We start from the raw sequence: 14,689 nt of genomic DNA, 5'->3' as shown, positions 1-14,689 counted from the left end.
CCCCCGTCACGAATCGGCACGATTCGGCGATCCGGCCGAATGACGGGCATGGATCGGGGCACGATAGGTCCCGTGCCGGAACTGGTCCGCCCCACCGTCGACGTCCACGAGTCGTGGCTCGAGGCCGTCGGCGAGCCGGGGTACGAGCCGCGATGGGCCGACGACCTCCAGCTCGCCGACATGGTGCGACCCGAGGGCTTCGCCGCCTACGTCCGCCGGCAGATCGACGACGAGCGCGAGGACGCCCCGCGCTCGCGCGGCATGGTCCCGTCGACGCACCTCTGGTACATCGACGGGCCGCTCTTCCTGGGCCGGCTGTCCATCCGGCACCACCTGACGCCCTGGCTGCGCGACTACGGCGGCCACATCGGCTACGACGTGCGCCCCACGGCCCGCCGCCGCGGCCACGCGACGGCCATGCTCCAGCAGGCGATGCCGTGGTCGGCCAAGCTCGGCATCGACCCGGCGCTGGTGACGTGCGATGTCGACAACGTCGCGTCGCGCAAGGTCATCGAGGCGGCCGGCGGGCAGTTCGAGGACGAGCGGCACGGCAAGCTGCGCTACTGGGTCCCCGCCAGCTGACCCGGATTCGCCGGGACGAAGACCTGTGCACGGCTGTCGCCGGTGAAGGGCGTGCGATGCCGGTCGCTGCACCGGTCCTGCGGCACCAGTCCGCCGCGCCCGGCGCGACCACCGGGTCGACGGCGGAGGGCTCGAACGGCTCGGGCCAGAGCTGCTCGTAGCGTTCCGCCACCCGGTCGCCGACGTGCGACTCGGCCAGGTCAGACGACGGCGTCCAGCGTGGGCGCCACGCGGACCCGCTCGGCGTGGGTGTAGACGTTCATCCCGCCGCCGCGGACGAAGCCGACCAGGGTGAGCCCGCACTCGTCGGCGAGGTCGACGGCGAGGCTGGACGGCGCGGAGACGGCGGCCAGCACCGGCACGCCGGCCGCGGCCGCCTTCTGGACCAGCTCGAACGACGCCCGGCCGCTGACCTGCAGGACGTGACCGGCCAGCGGCAGCAGCCCGGCCATGAGGGCCGAGCCGACGACCTTGTCGACGGCGTTGTGCCGGCCGACGTCCTCGCGGACCGCCACCACGACACCGTCGGCGCCGAAGAGACCGGCCGCGTGCAGGCCGCCGGTGCGGTCGAACACCCGCTGCTCGGCCCGCATGCGGTCGGGCAGCGCGGCCAGGACGCCGACGTCGACGCGAGTGGGGTCGTCGGCCAGCCGCCACCGCAGGGACGCGCGGACGTCGACCACGCGGTCGGCGCCGCAGACGCCGCAGGCGCTGCTGGTCTCGAAGGCGCGGGCCCGCGGGGGTGCGACGCCGTGGGCGAGGGTGACCTCGACGGTGTTCTGCTCGTCGACGCACTCCTTCATGCCGGCGACGTCGCTGCGGTCGCCGGCGGCGCCCTCGCTGACCAGCCACCCGGCGATGAGGTCGAAGTCGTGCCCGGGAGTGCGCATGGTGGAGGTGAGGATCCGGTCGCCGACCCGGACCAGCAGGGGCTCCTCGACCGCCAGCGTGTCGGGGCGCTCGGCCGACCGGCCCGGCCGCAGCCGAAGCACCGGCCGCCGTGTCGTCATCTGCCCCATGGGACCACCGTACGGTCCCGGCCCGGCCCGCGTCTCGTCCCGGTGCGAACCGCGTCCGACAACCGAGCCGGAAGGATCGTCATGGAGGTTTGGTACGCGCTTATCGCCATCCGATAAGCCTTGTTCACAAGCCCGGCGACGACGCGGCAGATTGCCTGGCACCAGCGCAACGAAGCGACCGGGGAGAGGTGCCGATGCGAGCCGTCCGCGTCCACGAGTACGGCAAGGAGCCGGTCGTCGACGACGTGCCCGAGCCGGTGGTCTCGGGCCCGCTCGACGTGCTGGTCCGGATCGACGCGGCCGGCGTCTGCCGCACCGACCTGCACATCGTCGAGGGCCAGTGGGCGCAGAAGAGCGGCGTCACGCTGCCGTACACGATCGGGCACGAGAACGCCGGCACGGTCGTCGACATCGGGCCCGCGGTCACCAACGTCGCCGCCGGCGACCGCGTCATCCTGCACCCGCTCGTCACCTGCGGACTGTGCCGGGCCTGCCGCGGCGGCGACGACGTGCACTGCGAGAGCTCGCGGTTCCCCGGCATCGACGCCGACGGCGGCATGGCCGAGCTGCTGCTCACCGGCGCCCGCTCCGTCGTGAGGCTGGCCGACAACCTCGCCCCGCGCGACGTCGCGGCGCTGGCCGACGCCGGGCTGACGGCCTACCACGCGGTCCGGAAGGCCTGGCCGCTGCTCCATCCGGGCACGCACGCCGTCGTCATCGGCGCGGGCGGGCTCGGCCACATCGGCCTGCAGACGCTGCTGGCGACGACGGCGGCCGAGGTCACCGTCGTCGACCTGTCGGCCGAGGCTCTCGAGCTCGCCGCCGGCCTGGGCGCCCACCACACGATCCGGTCCGGCGGCGGCCACGTGGCCGAGGTGATCGACCTGACCGGCGGCGGCGCGCACGTCGTGTTCGACTTCGTCGGCGAGAAGGGCACCGAGGCCGAGGGCGTGGCGATGACCCGCCGGGCCGGGTCGTACTACGTCATCGGCTACGGCGGCCACGTCGACGTCCCGACGATCGACCTGATCTCGAGTGAGATCAACGTCATCGGCAACCTCGTCGGCTCGTACAACGACCTCGACGAGCTGATGGTCCTGGCCGCGCGCGGCAAGGTCAGGCTGCACACGAAGCTCTACGCGTTCGACGACGCGCTGCAGGCGCTGTCGGACCTCCACCACGGCCTGGTCCCCGGCGGCCGCGCCATCCTCGTCCCGGCCCTTTAGAGGAGACACGCATGTACAGCAAGGACGGCCAGAGCTACTTCGTGGTGGACGGCCACATCCACTATTGGGACGGGACGCCGGCCAACCAGGCCAACCGGTACGGCGAGGGCTTCCTGAACTGCTTCTACGACTACCACCGCAACCTCAGTCCCGAGGACGAGGTCTGGTCGCTGGAGCACTTCCAGCGCCAGTCCGAGGACCAGGTGATGCACGACCTGTTCGAGGTGGGCTACGTCGACAAGGCGATCTTCCAGCCGACCTACCTCACCGACTTCTTCGTCAACGGCTTCAACACCACCGAGCAGGACGGCGCGCTGGCCGAGAAGCACCCGGGCCGGTTCATCGTCAACGGGTCGTGGGACCCGCGCGACGGCGAGGCGGGCCTGGAGCGGCTGGAACAGCTGGCCGAGCGCTGGCACCTGCGCGGCGTGAAGCTCTACACCGCCGAGTGGAAGGGCGACTCGAAGGGCTGGAAGCTGTCCGACCCGTGGTCCTACCGGTACCTGGAGAAGTGTCAGGAGCTGGGCATCCGCACCATCCACGTGCACAAGGGCCCGACCATCTACCCGCTCAACCGCGACGCGTTCGACGTCGCCGACGTCGACGAGGTCGCCTCGGCGTTCCCGGGGCTGACGTTCGTCGTCGAGCACGTCGGCCTGCCGCGGCTGGAGGACTTCTGCTGGATCGCCACACAGGAGCCCAACGTCTACGGCGGGCTGGCGGTGGCCATGCCGTTCATCCACTCGCGGCCGCGGTACTTCGCCCAGGTCCTCGGCGAGCTGCTCTACTGGATCGGCCCCGACCGCATCACGTTCGCCAGCGACTACGCCATCTGGACGCCGCGCTGGCTGATCGAGCGGTTCGTCGACTTCCAGATCCCCGAGGACCTGCAGTCCGAGTACGGGACGCTGACCACGGAGATCAAGAAGAAGATCCTCGGCCTGAACGCCGCCCGGCTGTACGACATCGACGTGCCGGCCGACCTGCGGCTGCCCGACGGCGTCACGGACGGCGACGGCGAGGCGATCGGCTCCGAGCCGCTCAGCCCGGCCGCTCCGGTGGCCTCGTGACCGCCTCCACCGCGTCGAGCGCCGCTAGCCCCCCAGCCGGCGCCGACGCCGCCCGGGCCGGCGGCCGCCCCTCCGCCGGCCCGGTGACGGCGGCCGTCCTGCGTGCGCTGGACGCCGTCGTCGACCCGGAGCTGGACGAGCCGGTGACGGAGCTGGGCTTCGTCTCGTCGGTGCGCGTCGAGGACGGCACCGCGCGCATCCGGCTGCGGCTGCCGACCTACTTCTGCGCGCCGAACTTCGCCTACCTCATGGTCGCCGACGCCTACGAGGCCGCCCGCGCGGTGCCGGGGGTCGACGCCGTCGACGTGCGATTGGAGGACCACTTCGCGGCCGAGGAGATCAACGGTGGTGTGGCGGCCGGCGACGGGTTCGCCGCGGCCTTCGAGGGCCTCGCCGAAGGTGAGCTGCAGGAGCTGCGGGTGACGTTCTGGCGCAAGGCGCACGCCGCCGAGCAGGAACGGGTCGCGTCCGGACTGGCGCAGGACGGGGTCGACCTCGCCCGAGCCCTGCTGGGTGACGTGCCGGGCGACGACGGCGTCAGGTTGCGTCGCCGCCGGGCTCGTCTGGGGCTGCCGGCCGACGACGACGCCCCGCTGCTGGTCGACGACGACGGCGCCCCGATTCCGCCCGAGGCGCTGCCGATGCGGCTGCGGCTGGCCCGCACGACGCGGATCAGCATCGAGGGCAATGCCGGGCTCTGCCGGGGGCTGCTGAGCACCCGGTACGGCAGCTACGCTGGGTGAGTGGGGCAGGTGTCGGTGCGGTCCTCGCCAGGAACCATCGCCTCAGTGGCGAAGGCGCTGCGGGTCATGGAGGTCGTGGCCTCTGATCCGCGCGGCGTCACGGCGCGCAGCATCGCCGAGGAGCTCGGGCTCGCGCTCCCCACCACCTATCACCTGCTCAGCACGCTCATCGACAGCGGCTACGTCGTCCACCTCGCCAGCGAGCACCGCTACGCGCTGGGCTACGGCGTGCGCCGGCTCGATCGCGCGCTGCACCGCCAGCTGGCCGTCGAGGACGACGTCGCGGCGGCCGTCCGGGCGCTGCACCACGACGCCGACGCCGCCGCCTACTACGCCGTGTTCCGCGAGGCCGGCATCGTCATCGCCCACATCGCCGACTCCGAGCGGCGCCGCCGGGTCCAGCTGCTCGACGTCGGGTTCGACGAGTCGGCGCACGCCACGGCGTTCGGCAAGGTCATGCTCGCCGGAATGGACCGCGACCAGCTGCACTGCTATCTCGACCAGGCCGGCATGGCCGATCTCACCCGGTCCACCATCGTCGAGCCCGACCAGCTGGAGCGGCATCTGTCGCACGTCCGCGAGTCGAACGTGGCCCTCGAGATCGGCGAGCTGCAGGCCGGGCTGTCGTGCATGGCGGCCCCGGTCCGCTCCGCCGGCGGCGAGGTCATCGGCTCCGTCGCCATCTCGCTGCCGTCGCCGGAGTTCCAGGCCCGCCGCTGGGACATCGAGCGCGCGGTCCGCACCGGCGCCAACCGCGTCACGAGGGCGCTCCGGGCGGCACACCGGCGGGCGCCTGGCGCTACCGTCGGTACATGACCACTCCGCCGCCCAAGGACGATCACGACGAGGCCGGCCTGCGGGTGAGCCCGCCGCCTGCCAGCGCGGCGGGGGTGCCCGGTGTCCTGCACGGCGTCAAGGCGGTTCTCGAGCAGGCCGGCGTACGCCGCGGCGTGACGACGCTGCGCCTGGTCAACCAGCAGCGCGGCTTCGACTGCCCCGGCTGCGCCTGGCCCGAGCCGGGCAAGCCGCACCTGGCGGAGTTCTGCGAGAACGGCGCCAAGGCGGTCGCCGAGGAAACGACGATCCGCCGGGTCGACGCCGCGTTCTTCGCCGCCCACCCGGTCGCGGAGCTGTCCGAGCGCTCCGACCACTGGCTGGGCCAGCAGGGCCGGCTCACCGAGCCCATGCTGCGCGACACCGGCGACACCCACTACCGGCCCGTCAGCTGGGACCGTGCGCTCGACATCATCGCGACCGAGCTGCGCGGGCTGGCCAGCCCCGACGACGCCGTCTTCTACACGTCCGGCCGCACCAGCAACGAGGCCGCGTTCCTGTACCAGCTGTTCGCGCGGACCCTGGGCACCAACAACCTGCCCGACTGCTCGAACATGTGCCACGAGTCGTCCGGCGCGGCGCTGACCGAGACGCTGGGCGTCGGCAAGGGCAGCGTCTCGATCACCGACATCACCGACCACGCCGACCTCATCGTCGTCGTGGGGCAGAACCCGGGCACCAACCACCCGCGCATGCTGACCGCACTCGAGCAGGCCAAGCGGCGCGGCGCCCGCATCGTCGCCATCAACCCACTGCCCGAGGCCGGCCTGCACACGTTCAAGAACCCGCAGACGGTCCGCGGCGTCGTCGGCAAGGGCACCCTGCTCTCCGATCTCTACCTGCAGGTCCGGCTCGGCGGCGACCTCGCGTTCTTCCAGGCGGTCAACCGCCTGCTGACCGACGCCGGCGCCGTCGACCACGCGTTCATCGACGAGTTCACGACGGGCTATGACGACGCCGTCGCCGCCTGGCAGAAGATCGACTGGGACGACGTCGCGACGGCGACCGGCCTGACCCGCGAGGCGCTCGAGGCGTTCGTCGCCGAGGTGCGGCAGGCCCAGAGCATCATCGTCTGCTGGGCCATGGGCCTCACGCAGCACAAGAAGGCCGTGCCGACCATCCGCGAGATCGTGAACTTCCTGCTGCTGCGCGGCAACGTCGGCCGCCCCGGCGCCGGCGCCTGCCCCGTCCGCGGGCACAGCAACGTGCAGGGCGACCGCACCATGGGCATCTGGGAGAAGCCGCCGGCCGCGTTCCTCGACGCGCTCGAGGCCGAGTTCGGCATCACGGCGCCCCGCCGGCCGGGCCACGACACCGTCGACACCATCAGGGCCATGCGCGACGGCAAGGTCGCCGTGTTCATGGCCATGGGCGGCAACTTCGCCTCGGCCACCCCTGACAGCGACCTGACGGCGGCCGCACTGCAGTCGGTGCCGCTGACAGTGCACGTGTCGACCAAGCTGAACAAGTCGCACGCGCTGGCCGGGCGGCGCTCGATCATCCTGCCGTGCCTGGGCCGCACCGAGCGCGACGTGCAGGCCGGCGGCGAGCAGTTCGTCACCGTCGAGGACTCCATGAGCGCGGTGCACGCCTCGCGCGGCACCCTGCGCCCGGCGTCTGACCAGCTGCGCAGCGAGGTCGCGATCGTCTGCGGGCTGGCATCGCGAGTGTTCGGCGACGACGGCGCCAGCGCCGTCCCGTGGGGGTCGTTCGCCGCCGACTATTCCGCGGTGCGGGCGCGGATCGCCCGGGTCGTCCCGGGGTTCTCCGACTACGAGGCGAAGGTGGCGGTGCCGGGCGGCTTCGTGCTGCCGCACCCGCCGCGCGACTCGCGATCTTTCCCCACCGCCAGCGGCAAGGCGCAGTTCAGCGTCAACGAGCTCGAGGTGCTGCGGGTCCCGCCGGGCCGGCTGATCCTTCAGACCGTCCGTTCGCACGACCAGTTCAACACCACCATCTACGGCCTCGACGACCGCTACCGCGGCATCCGCGACGGCCGCCGGGTGGTATTCGTGAACCCGGCCGACCTCGTCGAGCTGGGCATCGACGACGGCGCCATGGTCGACCTCGTGAGCGAGTGGCACGACGGCGACCGCCGCGCGCCGTCGTTCCGCGTGGTGTCGTACCCGACGGCGCCGGGCTGCGCGGCTGCGTACTTCCCCGAGACGAACGTGCTGGTGCCGCTCGACCACACCGCCGAGATCAGCAACACCCCGGCCTCGAAGTCGGTGATCATCCGGCTGGAGCCGGCCTCGGCCTGATCTTCCGCGGCGCATCGACCAGGCTCTGGAGCGCACGGAGGTCGCCGGTGACGGACAGCCGGCCGGCGGCGACGGCGTCGGCGAGCGGCTCGGCGCCGTCGAGCACCGCCTGCCAGGCGGCCTTCGTGGTGCGGACCAGCACGTCGGGGGCGGTGCCGGCCGGGCCGCGGGCGAGCTCCGTCAGGCGGCCGTGCTCGACCCGCAGCCGGTAGACGTCGCTGCCGAGGGTGACCTCGTAGGAGGCCGACCACGGCGCCGGACGCGGGCTGACGCCGTCGCCGTCGTCGGCCGAGAAGAAGGTGCGCAGGCCGAGCATGACGGAATCGGCGCTCACCTCGCCGGTCAGCGGCAGCACGGGCGAGCGGACGCCCCAGCGGGCCAGCGCCTGGAAGACCGGCTCGAGGCCGGCGCCCCACTCCGTCAGCTCGTAGACCTTCGCGGCGGCCGGCGGCGGCAGCTCGCGCCGGTGCAGGACGCCGTACTCCTCGAGCTCCCTGAGCCGCTTCGAGAGCACCGCCGGCGTGATGCCGCGCAGCGCAGCCTGCAGGTCGCTGTAGCGGCGCGGGCCGAGCCGCAGCTCACGCACCACGAGCAGCGCCCAGCGCTCGCCGACGATGTCGAGCGAGAGGGCGATCGGACAGCCCTCGCCGTAGGTCCGGGTCACTTGCGCCTCCTCGAAAACTATGAAAAGAATATCACCTACTACGTTTTTCATAGCAAGCGAGGAGCCAGCGATGACGGAGACGATGATCCCGGCCGGTGACGCCCAGCTGTGTGCCGAGGCGTTCGGCTCGCCGGACCACCCGGCGATCCTGCTGATCGGCGGCGCGGCCGCGTCCATGGACTACTGGGAGGACGAGTTCTGCTCGCGGCTGGCCGCGCCTGGTCGCTTCGTCATCCGGTACGACTTCCGCGACACCGGCCGGTCGACGGCGTATCCGGCCGGGTCGCCGGGGTACTCGGGGGCCGACCTGGTGACCGACGCCCTGGCGGTGCTGGACGGCTACGGCGTGGCCGCCGCGCACCTCTACGGCATCTCGATGGGCGCCGGCATCGCCCAGCAGATCGCCGTCGACCACCCCGAGCGGGTGCTCTCGCTGACGCTGCAGTCGACCAGCCCCACGGGGCCCCTCGGGCCGGACAACCCCGACCTGCCGCCGATGTCGGCGCAGCTGGCCGAGATGTTCGCGTCCGAGGAGCCCGGGCCGGACTGGTCCAACCGCGATGCCGCCCTCGCGGCCCTGGTCGACGGACTGCGCCCGTTCGACGGCGCCATCCCGCCCGACCTCGACGGCGAGCGCACCGTCGCCGCTCGCATGTACGACCGCACCGCCGACATCGCCGCCAGCCAGACCAACCACTGGATCCTCGAGGGCGGCGGGTTGGAGCGCGGCCAGCTGGCCCGGATCACCGCGCCGACGCTGGTCCTGCACGGCACCGCCGACCCGCTGCTGCCCCTCCCGCACGGCGAGGCGCTGGCCGCTGAGATTCCGGGTGCGCGACTGGTGCCGCTCGAGGGCATGGGCCACCAGTACCCGCCCCGCGCCGTCTGGGACACCGTCGTCGCCGAGGTGGTCGCTCACACCGCAGGTTCGCCGGGGGTTTGAGGTGGGCCGGGGGTTCGGGGTTGGCTCCCCGTCCCCCTGCTGCCCATTCTCTTAACCCCGGGCACCCGCCTCAAGCCGGCGCCCGCTGTGGTTGCTTGACCGTGTGCTTGCGGGGCTTCGGCCTGACCCGGGCACCCGGGGCATAAGAACGGGCAGCTATCAGGGGGACGGGGAGACCCTGGGCACGCCTCACCCTCCGCATGCCCGTTTCGTCCCGGTTCGCCGGGCTGCGAACCGCGATGATCATCGGCGATCCGCTACATCACCAGGCGTTCTGCCACATCACCAGGCATGCAGGCCTGGTGAAGCGGCAGAGAACCTCGTGATGGCCCCGCGAACACCGCCAAATCCCACATCGCGGACGCACCAAGGCCCGCCGACCCCGCGCACGTCGCCAGACTCGCCCCGTCCCCCTGATAGCTGCCCGTTATTAGGCCCCGGACGGGCGGGTCAAGCGGACCCCCAGGGCGCGCAGCGCCCACCGGTCCGCTTGAGGCGACCGTCCGGGGCTAAGAGAATGGGCAGCAGGGGGACGGGGGGAACCCACCCAACCCCACGACCCCGGCCGCGCGCAAGCACAGAGCGCGCGGACTCGAGGGCACCCCGCGCGGCTCAAGAGAATGGGCAGCAGGGGGACGGGGGAACCCCACGCAACCCCACGGACCAACAGCTCAAACAGGCCCCGGGCCGGCGGCGAACCCGGAGCTACCCTCGGCGACCGCGACCACGTCGAACGTCTCTTGGAACACCGGCGCCGACCCGATGATCTTGGAGCCCGGGGAGTCGGCGGCCACCTCGGCGAACGAGGCGGCGAAGGCGTCGCGGGCGGCGGCGGTCTCGAAGACGTAGGTGCCTTCGAACCACTCGCCCGGCCGGGTGCGCCAGGTCTTGAACCGCAGCCCTTCCATGCCGGTGAACCGGGCCAGCGAGGTGTCGTGGACGTACTCGCGCAGCGCGGTGTCGGTCCCGTCGGGCGCCGACGCCAGCGACCAGCGCACGCTCAGTCCGTACATGGTTCCTCCGAAAGAGACGTCAGGAGACCGGGGCGCCGGCCTCGAGCCAGTAGAGCAGCGCCCGCACCCCGAACCCGGTGCCGCCCTTGGTCAGCTCGCCCTTGTCGGAGTCGGCGCGGGCGGGGCCCGCGATGTCGAGGTGCGCCCACGGCACGTCGCCGACGAAGCGCTGCAGGAACAGCGCGGCGGTGATGGACCCGCCGCCCACGTGCTCGGTGTCGATGTGCGAGATGTCGGCGATGGAGGACTCGAGCGCGGAGCGGTAGTCCTCGACCAGCGGCATGCGCCACAGTAGTTCGCCCGACGCCTCGCCGGCCGAGCGCAGGGCGTCGGCCAGTGCGTCGGACGGCGAGTAGAGCGCTCCGTGGCCGCGCCCGAGCGCCGTCGTCGCCGCGCCGGTGAGGGTGGCGACGTCGACGACGACCGTCGGCTCGAGCTCGGCGACCGCGTAGCCGATGCCGTCGGCGAGCACGAGGCGGCCCTCGGCGTCGGTGTTGAGCACCTCGACGGTGGTGCCGTCGTACTGCCGGATGACGTCGCTGGGCCGCTGCGCGGCGGCGCCGAGCGCGTTCTCGGCCGCCGCGACCAGGCCGGTGACGCGCACGCCGACGCCGAGCTCGCGCACGGCCGACAGCACGCCCATGACCACGGCGCCGCCGGTCATGTCCGCCTTCATCGGGACCATGCCCTCGCGCGGCTTCAGCGACAGACCGCCGGTGTCGTAAGTGATGCCCTTGCCGACGAGGACGACGTGCGGTGTGTCCCGGCCGGCCTTCGGCGGCTCGTAGCGCAGCGCGATGAGCCGCGGCGGGCGCTCGGAGCCCATGCCGACGGCCAGGATGCCGCCGAAGCCCTCGTCGGCCAGCGCCTTCTCGTCACGCACCCGCACGTCGAGCCGGTGCTCGGCGCCGAGACGGAGAGCCTGCGCGGCCAGCCACTCGGGGTCCTTGATGTTCGACGGCGTCTGCGCGAGATCGCGGGCGGTCCAGCCGGCCCGTGCGACGGCGACGGCGGCGGCCACGACGTCGACGCGGGCGCCGTCGCCGGTCAGGACCAGCGTGCCCAGCGGGAGCCGGGTCTCCCGAACGGGCGTGCTGCGGAAGCCGCCCAGCGTGTAGGTGGCGAGGACGGCTCCCTCGACGAACGCGCGGGTGGCGGCGTCGTCGGCGGTCGCGGTGACGGCGGACGCCAGCCGGTCGACGCCGCGGGCGGCCCGGGCCAGCGCCGCGCCGGCCTTCCGGTACGCGGCCGGCGACCCGTCTCCGAGGCCGACCAGCAGCACCTCGGTGACGTCGACCTCGCCGTCGACGCTCGCGGCGCCGCGGCCCTCGGCGAACACCTGGACGGCGACGACCTCACCGGCCTTGCCGGTGGCGTGGTCGCGGTCGAGCGCGGCGAACAGATCGAGGCCGAGCGCGTCGGCGACCTCGGCGCCGCCGGGGCCGACCCAGGGCGAGCTGTCGCCGTCGGGCCCGGCAGGAGCGGCATCGTCGCGCGACACCCGCTCGGACGGCTGGTCCGGGGCCTCGCCGGGCCACACCGCCAGCGCGAGGACGCCGGCCTCGGCGTCCAGCAACGGCCGGGCGTCGACCACGACCTCGGTGGGGCTGACTGTGTTCTCGGCCGACACGTGCACTCCTCGTTCTGCGATTCCCGGTCCTCCGGGCAGAGTAATGCCCCCGCCCAGCGCCACCGGCGCCGGACGAGGGCACCTATTCAATGCTCACGGCAACGACACGTCAGCCGACAACATCCTTCAACGCATCACCCAGCGCGCCGGCCTCGTCAGCCGTGAGCTCGACGACCAGACGACCGCCACCCTCGATCGGGACACGCATGACGATGCCGCGCCCCTCCTTGGTGACCTCGAGCGGCCCATCGCCAGTCCGCGGCTTCATCGCCGCCATCCGCGCACCCCTTCCTTTTCAGGCGCACACCCAAACTCCCTGATGGCCAGGGAGCACCAGCCGTGTGCGTCACGATGGAGGTCATTATCCCGCATGTTGGTCGCCGCGGGGAGACCGCGGTCGGTATGTCCTCACCTGGGGATGCCGGAGTAGCGGACCGGGCTGTCAGTGCGGACTGGCAGGATGGTGGACTGTGAACGCCAGATCCGCCCTGTTCGACCTCTATGGCGATCACGTGCGCTCGCGTGGCGGCAGCGCCCGGGTCGCCGCGCTGGTGCGGCTGCTCGCCCCGCTGGGCGTCGCCGCGCCGGCGGTCCGCACCGCCGTGTCGCGCATGGTCAAGCAGGGCTGGCTGCGCCCGGTGCGCATCGACGGGTCGCCCGGCTATGAGCTCACCGAGCGCGCCGACCGCCGACTCGAGGACGCCGCCACCCGCATCTACCGCACCAACGGCCGCGGCGACTGGGACGGCCGCTGGCACGTCGTCGTGCCCGAGCGGTCGGCGCAGCGGGCCGCGCGCGAGCGGCTGCGCAACGGCCTGGCCTACCTCGGTTACGCGCCGGTCGGCGACGGCACCTGGATCGCCGCCCGCCCCTCGCCCGAGCTGCCCTCGCTGCTCGAGGCCGAAGACCTCCGCGCCGAGAGATTCAGCGCCCGGCACCAGGGCGACGACGCCGAGCTCGTGCGCCGCGCGTGGGACCTCGACGCCGTCGGACGGTCCTACCTGCGCTGGCTCTCCGAGGCACGGTCGCTGCTCGGCTCGCTGCCCGGCCAGCCCTCCGACGAGCAGGCGTTCGCCGTGCGCAGCCGGCTCGTGCACGAGTGGCGCAAGTTCCTGTTCACCGACCCCGGCCTGCCGCGCGAGCTGCTGCCCGAGGTCTGGCCCGGCGACGACGCCGCCACCTTCTTCGACGAGCACGCGGCCCGGCTGCAGCCCGCCGCCGGCCGGTTCGTCGACGCGTGCCTGTCCGCCCGACCCACCAAGGAGGGTGACCCGTGACCCCGGTGCGCTACGAGGCCGACGACGGCGTCGGCGTCATCACGCTCGACCGGCCCGAGGCCATGAACAGCCTCGACACCGCCACCAAGGTCGCGCTGCGCGACGCCGTGCTCGCCGCCGCCGACGACGACACCGTGCGGGCGGTGGTGCTCACCGGGTCCGGCAAGGCGTTCTGCGTGGGGCAGGACCTCAAAGAGCACGCCCAAGCGCTCGCGTCGGGCGACTCCGGGCTGGCCGAGACGGTGCGCGAGCACTACAACCCCACGGTGAAGGCGCTGCTCACCATGCCCAAGCCGGTGGTCGCGGCCGTCAACGGCGTCGCCGCCGGCGCGGGGGCGTCCTACGCGTTCGCCTGCGACCTGCGCATCGTCGCCGACACCGCCGGGTTCAACCTCGCCTTCGCGGCCATCGGGCTGTCGTCCGACACCGGGTCGTCGTGGACGCTGCCGCGGCTGGTCGGCTGGGCGAAGGCGCGCGAGCTGCTGTTCCTCCCTCGCACGGTCAAGGCCGACGAGGCGCTCGCGCTGGGGCTGGCGACCGAGGTCGTGCTTGCCGACGACGTGCTGCCGCGGGCCCTGGAACTGGCGCGCGGGTTCGCCGCCGGGCCCACCCGGGCGTACGCGGCGCTGCGGCGGGCGCTGGAGTTCTCCGCCACGCACGGCCTCGACGACTCCCTCGGCCACGAGGCCGACATGATGCAGTGGACCGGCGCCTCCCACGACCACCGCGCCGCCGTCGACGCGTTCCTCAGCAAGCAGAAGGCGGTGTTCCGTGGCCACTGACCTGGTCGACGGTCGCGACGGGCGGCCGCGCTGCTCGTGGGGCCTCAGCGCCCCCGACTACATCGCCTACCACGACGACGAGTGGGGCCGGCCCGTCCACGGCGACACCGCGCTGTACGAGCGGCTCACCCTCGAGGCGTTCCAGTCCGGGCTGTCATGGCTGACCATCCTGCGCAAGCGCGACGGCTTCCGGAAGGCGTTCGCGGGCTTCGACGCCGCGGTGGTCGCCGGCTACGGCCCTGACGACGAGGCGCGGCTCATGCAAGACACCGGCATCGTGCGCAACCGTGCCAAGGTCGCGGCGGCCATCACCAACGCGCGGGCCCTGGTGGCGCTGCAGGACGCCGACGGCGACGGCGCCCTCGACCGGCTGGTCTGGTCCTTCGCCCCCGACCCCGTCGGCCGCCCGGTGCCCACCTCGCTCGGCGACGTCCCCGCGACGACACCGGAGTCGACCGCCCTGGCGAAGGCGCTGAAGAAGAACGGCTTCGTCTTTGTCGGGCCCACCACCGCCTACGCGGCCATGCAGGCCTGCGGCCTCGTCAACGACCACCTCGCCGGCTGCTTCGCCCGCTGACCAGAGTGCGCTGAGAGGTGGGCGGGGTTCGCGGTTGGCCGGGGTTCGCGGTTGGCCGGGGTTCGCGG

The 14,689-nt window shown here is 72.9% G+C and carries 15 protein-coding genes; 10 read left to right on the top strand and 5 right to left on the bottom strand.

Going from position 1 to position 14,689, the window contains the following annotated elements:
* The first annotated feature begins 72 nt into the window (after positions 1 to 72).
* Entirely contained in the window at positions 73 to 582 is a 510-nt protein-coding gene (locus E1212_RS14790; RefSeq protein WP_131983727.1) for a GNAT family N-acetyltransferase, read from the top strand.
* Between the two features lie 200 nt (positions 583 to 782).
* Here E1212_RS14790 and fdhD read toward each other — a convergent pair whose 3' ends face one another.
* Complete coding sequence (gene fdhD, locus E1212_RS14785; protein WP_203416875.1) at positions 783 to 1,601, bottom strand: formate dehydrogenase accessory sulfurtransferase FdhD; 819 nt, start codon at positions 1,599 to 1,601, stop codon at positions 783 to 785.
* A gap of 194 nt (positions 1,602 to 1,795) precedes the next feature.
* On the opposite strand from fdhD, the gene E1212_RS14780 reads away from it, so the two are divergent.
* The 5 genes from E1212_RS14780 to E1212_RS14760 are packed head-to-tail and all read left to right on the top strand — an operon-like array spanning position 1,796 to position 7,735.
* Entirely contained in the window at positions 1,796 to 2,827 is a 1,032-nt protein-coding gene (locus E1212_RS14780) for an NAD(P)-dependent alcohol dehydrogenase (protein WP_131983723.1), read from the top strand.
* Positions 2,828 to 2,838: 11 nt separating this feature from the next.
* Positions 2,839 to 3,897, top strand: a complete 1,059-nt coding sequence (locus E1212_RS14775) for an amidohydrolase family protein (RefSeq protein ID WP_131983721.1) — start codon at positions 2,839 to 2,841, stop codon at positions 3,895 to 3,897.
* Complete coding sequence (locus E1212_RS14770; protein WP_203416874.1) at positions 3,894 to 4,640, top strand: iron-sulfur cluster assembly protein; 747 nt, start codon at positions 3,894 to 3,896, stop codon at positions 4,638 to 4,640. The genes E1212_RS14775 and E1212_RS14770 overlap by 4 nt, the downstream gene beginning before the upstream one ends.
* A 45-nt stretch (positions 4,641 to 4,685) precedes the next feature.
* On the top strand, positions 4,686 to 5,456 hold the full coding sequence (locus E1212_RS14765; protein WP_203416873.1) for an IclR family transcriptional regulator: 771 nt from the start codon (positions 4,686 to 4,688) through the stop codon (positions 5,454 to 5,456).
* Positions 5,453 to 7,735 (top strand): FdhF/YdeP family oxidoreductase, encoded by a 2,283-nt coding sequence (locus E1212_RS14760; protein WP_131983719.1) that lies wholly within the window; start codon positions 5,453 to 5,455, stop codon positions 7,733 to 7,735. The genes E1212_RS14765 and E1212_RS14760 overlap by 4 nt, the downstream gene beginning before the upstream one ends.
* Here the strand turns inward: E1212_RS14760 and E1212_RS14755 are convergent.
* The gene (locus E1212_RS14755) at positions 7,707 to 8,399 is read right to left on the bottom strand and encodes a winged helix-turn-helix transcriptional regulator (protein WP_203416872.1); all 693 of its coding nucleotides are present in this window, start codon (positions 8,397 to 8,399) and stop codon (positions 7,707 to 7,709) included. The genes E1212_RS14760 and E1212_RS14755 overlap by 29 nt on opposite strands.
* Before the next feature lie 70 nt (positions 8,400 to 8,469).
* On the opposite strand from E1212_RS14755, the gene E1212_RS14750 reads away from it, so the two are divergent.
* Positions 8,470 to 9,342 carry an alpha/beta fold hydrolase gene (locus E1212_RS14750; RefSeq protein ID WP_131983715.1) on the top strand — a complete coding sequence of 291 codons (873 nt, stop codon included), beginning with the start codon at positions 8,470 to 8,472 and terminating at the stop codon, positions 9,340 to 9,342.
* Between the two features lie 671 nt (positions 9,343 to 10,013).
* Here the strand turns inward: E1212_RS14750 and E1212_RS14745 are convergent.
* From E1212_RS14745 to E1212_RS14735, 3 genes are all read right to left on the bottom strand, one after another.
* Entirely contained in the window at positions 10,014 to 10,355 is a 342-nt protein-coding gene (locus tag E1212_RS14745; protein WP_131983713.1) for a hypothetical protein, read from the bottom strand.
* Between the two features lie 19 nt (positions 10,356 to 10,374).
* Positions 10,375 to 11,985, bottom strand: a complete 1,611-nt coding sequence (locus E1212_RS14740) for a leucyl aminopeptidase family protein (RefSeq protein ID WP_203416871.1) — start codon at positions 11,983 to 11,985, stop codon at positions 10,375 to 10,377.
* Positions 11,986 to 12,094: 109 nt separating this feature from the next.
* Positions 12,095 to 12,262: a DUF3117 domain-containing protein gene (locus E1212_RS14735; protein WP_069114398.1), complete on the bottom strand. Its 168-nt coding sequence runs from the start codon at positions 12,260 to 12,262 to the stop codon at positions 12,095 to 12,097.
* Positions 12,263 to 12,455: 193 nt separating this feature from the next.
* Here E1212_RS14735 and E1212_RS14730 point away from each other — a divergent pair, with 193 nt between their 5' ends.
* Genes E1212_RS14730 through E1212_RS14720 form a run of 3 tightly spaced genes read left to right on the top strand, consistent with a single transcriptional unit; the run spans position 12,456 to position 14,621 of the window.
* Positions 12,456 to 13,262: a PaaX family transcriptional regulator gene (locus E1212_RS14730; RefSeq protein WP_131983711.1), complete on the top strand. Its 807-nt coding sequence runs from the start codon at positions 12,456 to 12,458 to the stop codon at positions 13,260 to 13,262.
* Positions 13,259 to 14,044 (top strand): enoyl-CoA hydratase-related protein, encoded by a 786-nt coding sequence (locus tag E1212_RS14725; RefSeq protein ID WP_238992350.1) that lies wholly within the window; start codon positions 13,259 to 13,261, stop codon positions 14,042 to 14,044. The genes E1212_RS14730 and E1212_RS14725 overlap by 4 nt, the downstream gene beginning before the upstream one ends.
* Positions 14,034 to 14,621, top strand: a complete 588-nt coding sequence (locus E1212_RS14720) for a DNA-3-methyladenine glycosylase I (RefSeq protein WP_131983709.1) — start codon at positions 14,034 to 14,036, stop codon at positions 14,619 to 14,621. The genes E1212_RS14725 and E1212_RS14720 overlap by 11 nt, the downstream gene beginning before the upstream one ends.
* Positions 14,622 to 14,689: the final 68 nt, after the last annotated feature.

This window comes from Jiangella ureilytica (assembly GCF_004348545.1).
Taxonomy (GTDB): Bacteria; Actinomycetota; Actinomycetes; order Jiangellales; family Jiangellaceae; genus Jiangella; species Jiangella ureilytica.
Note: the sequence above shows the minus strand (reverse complement) of the source record. Positions and strands in the feature narration are given on the sequence as shown.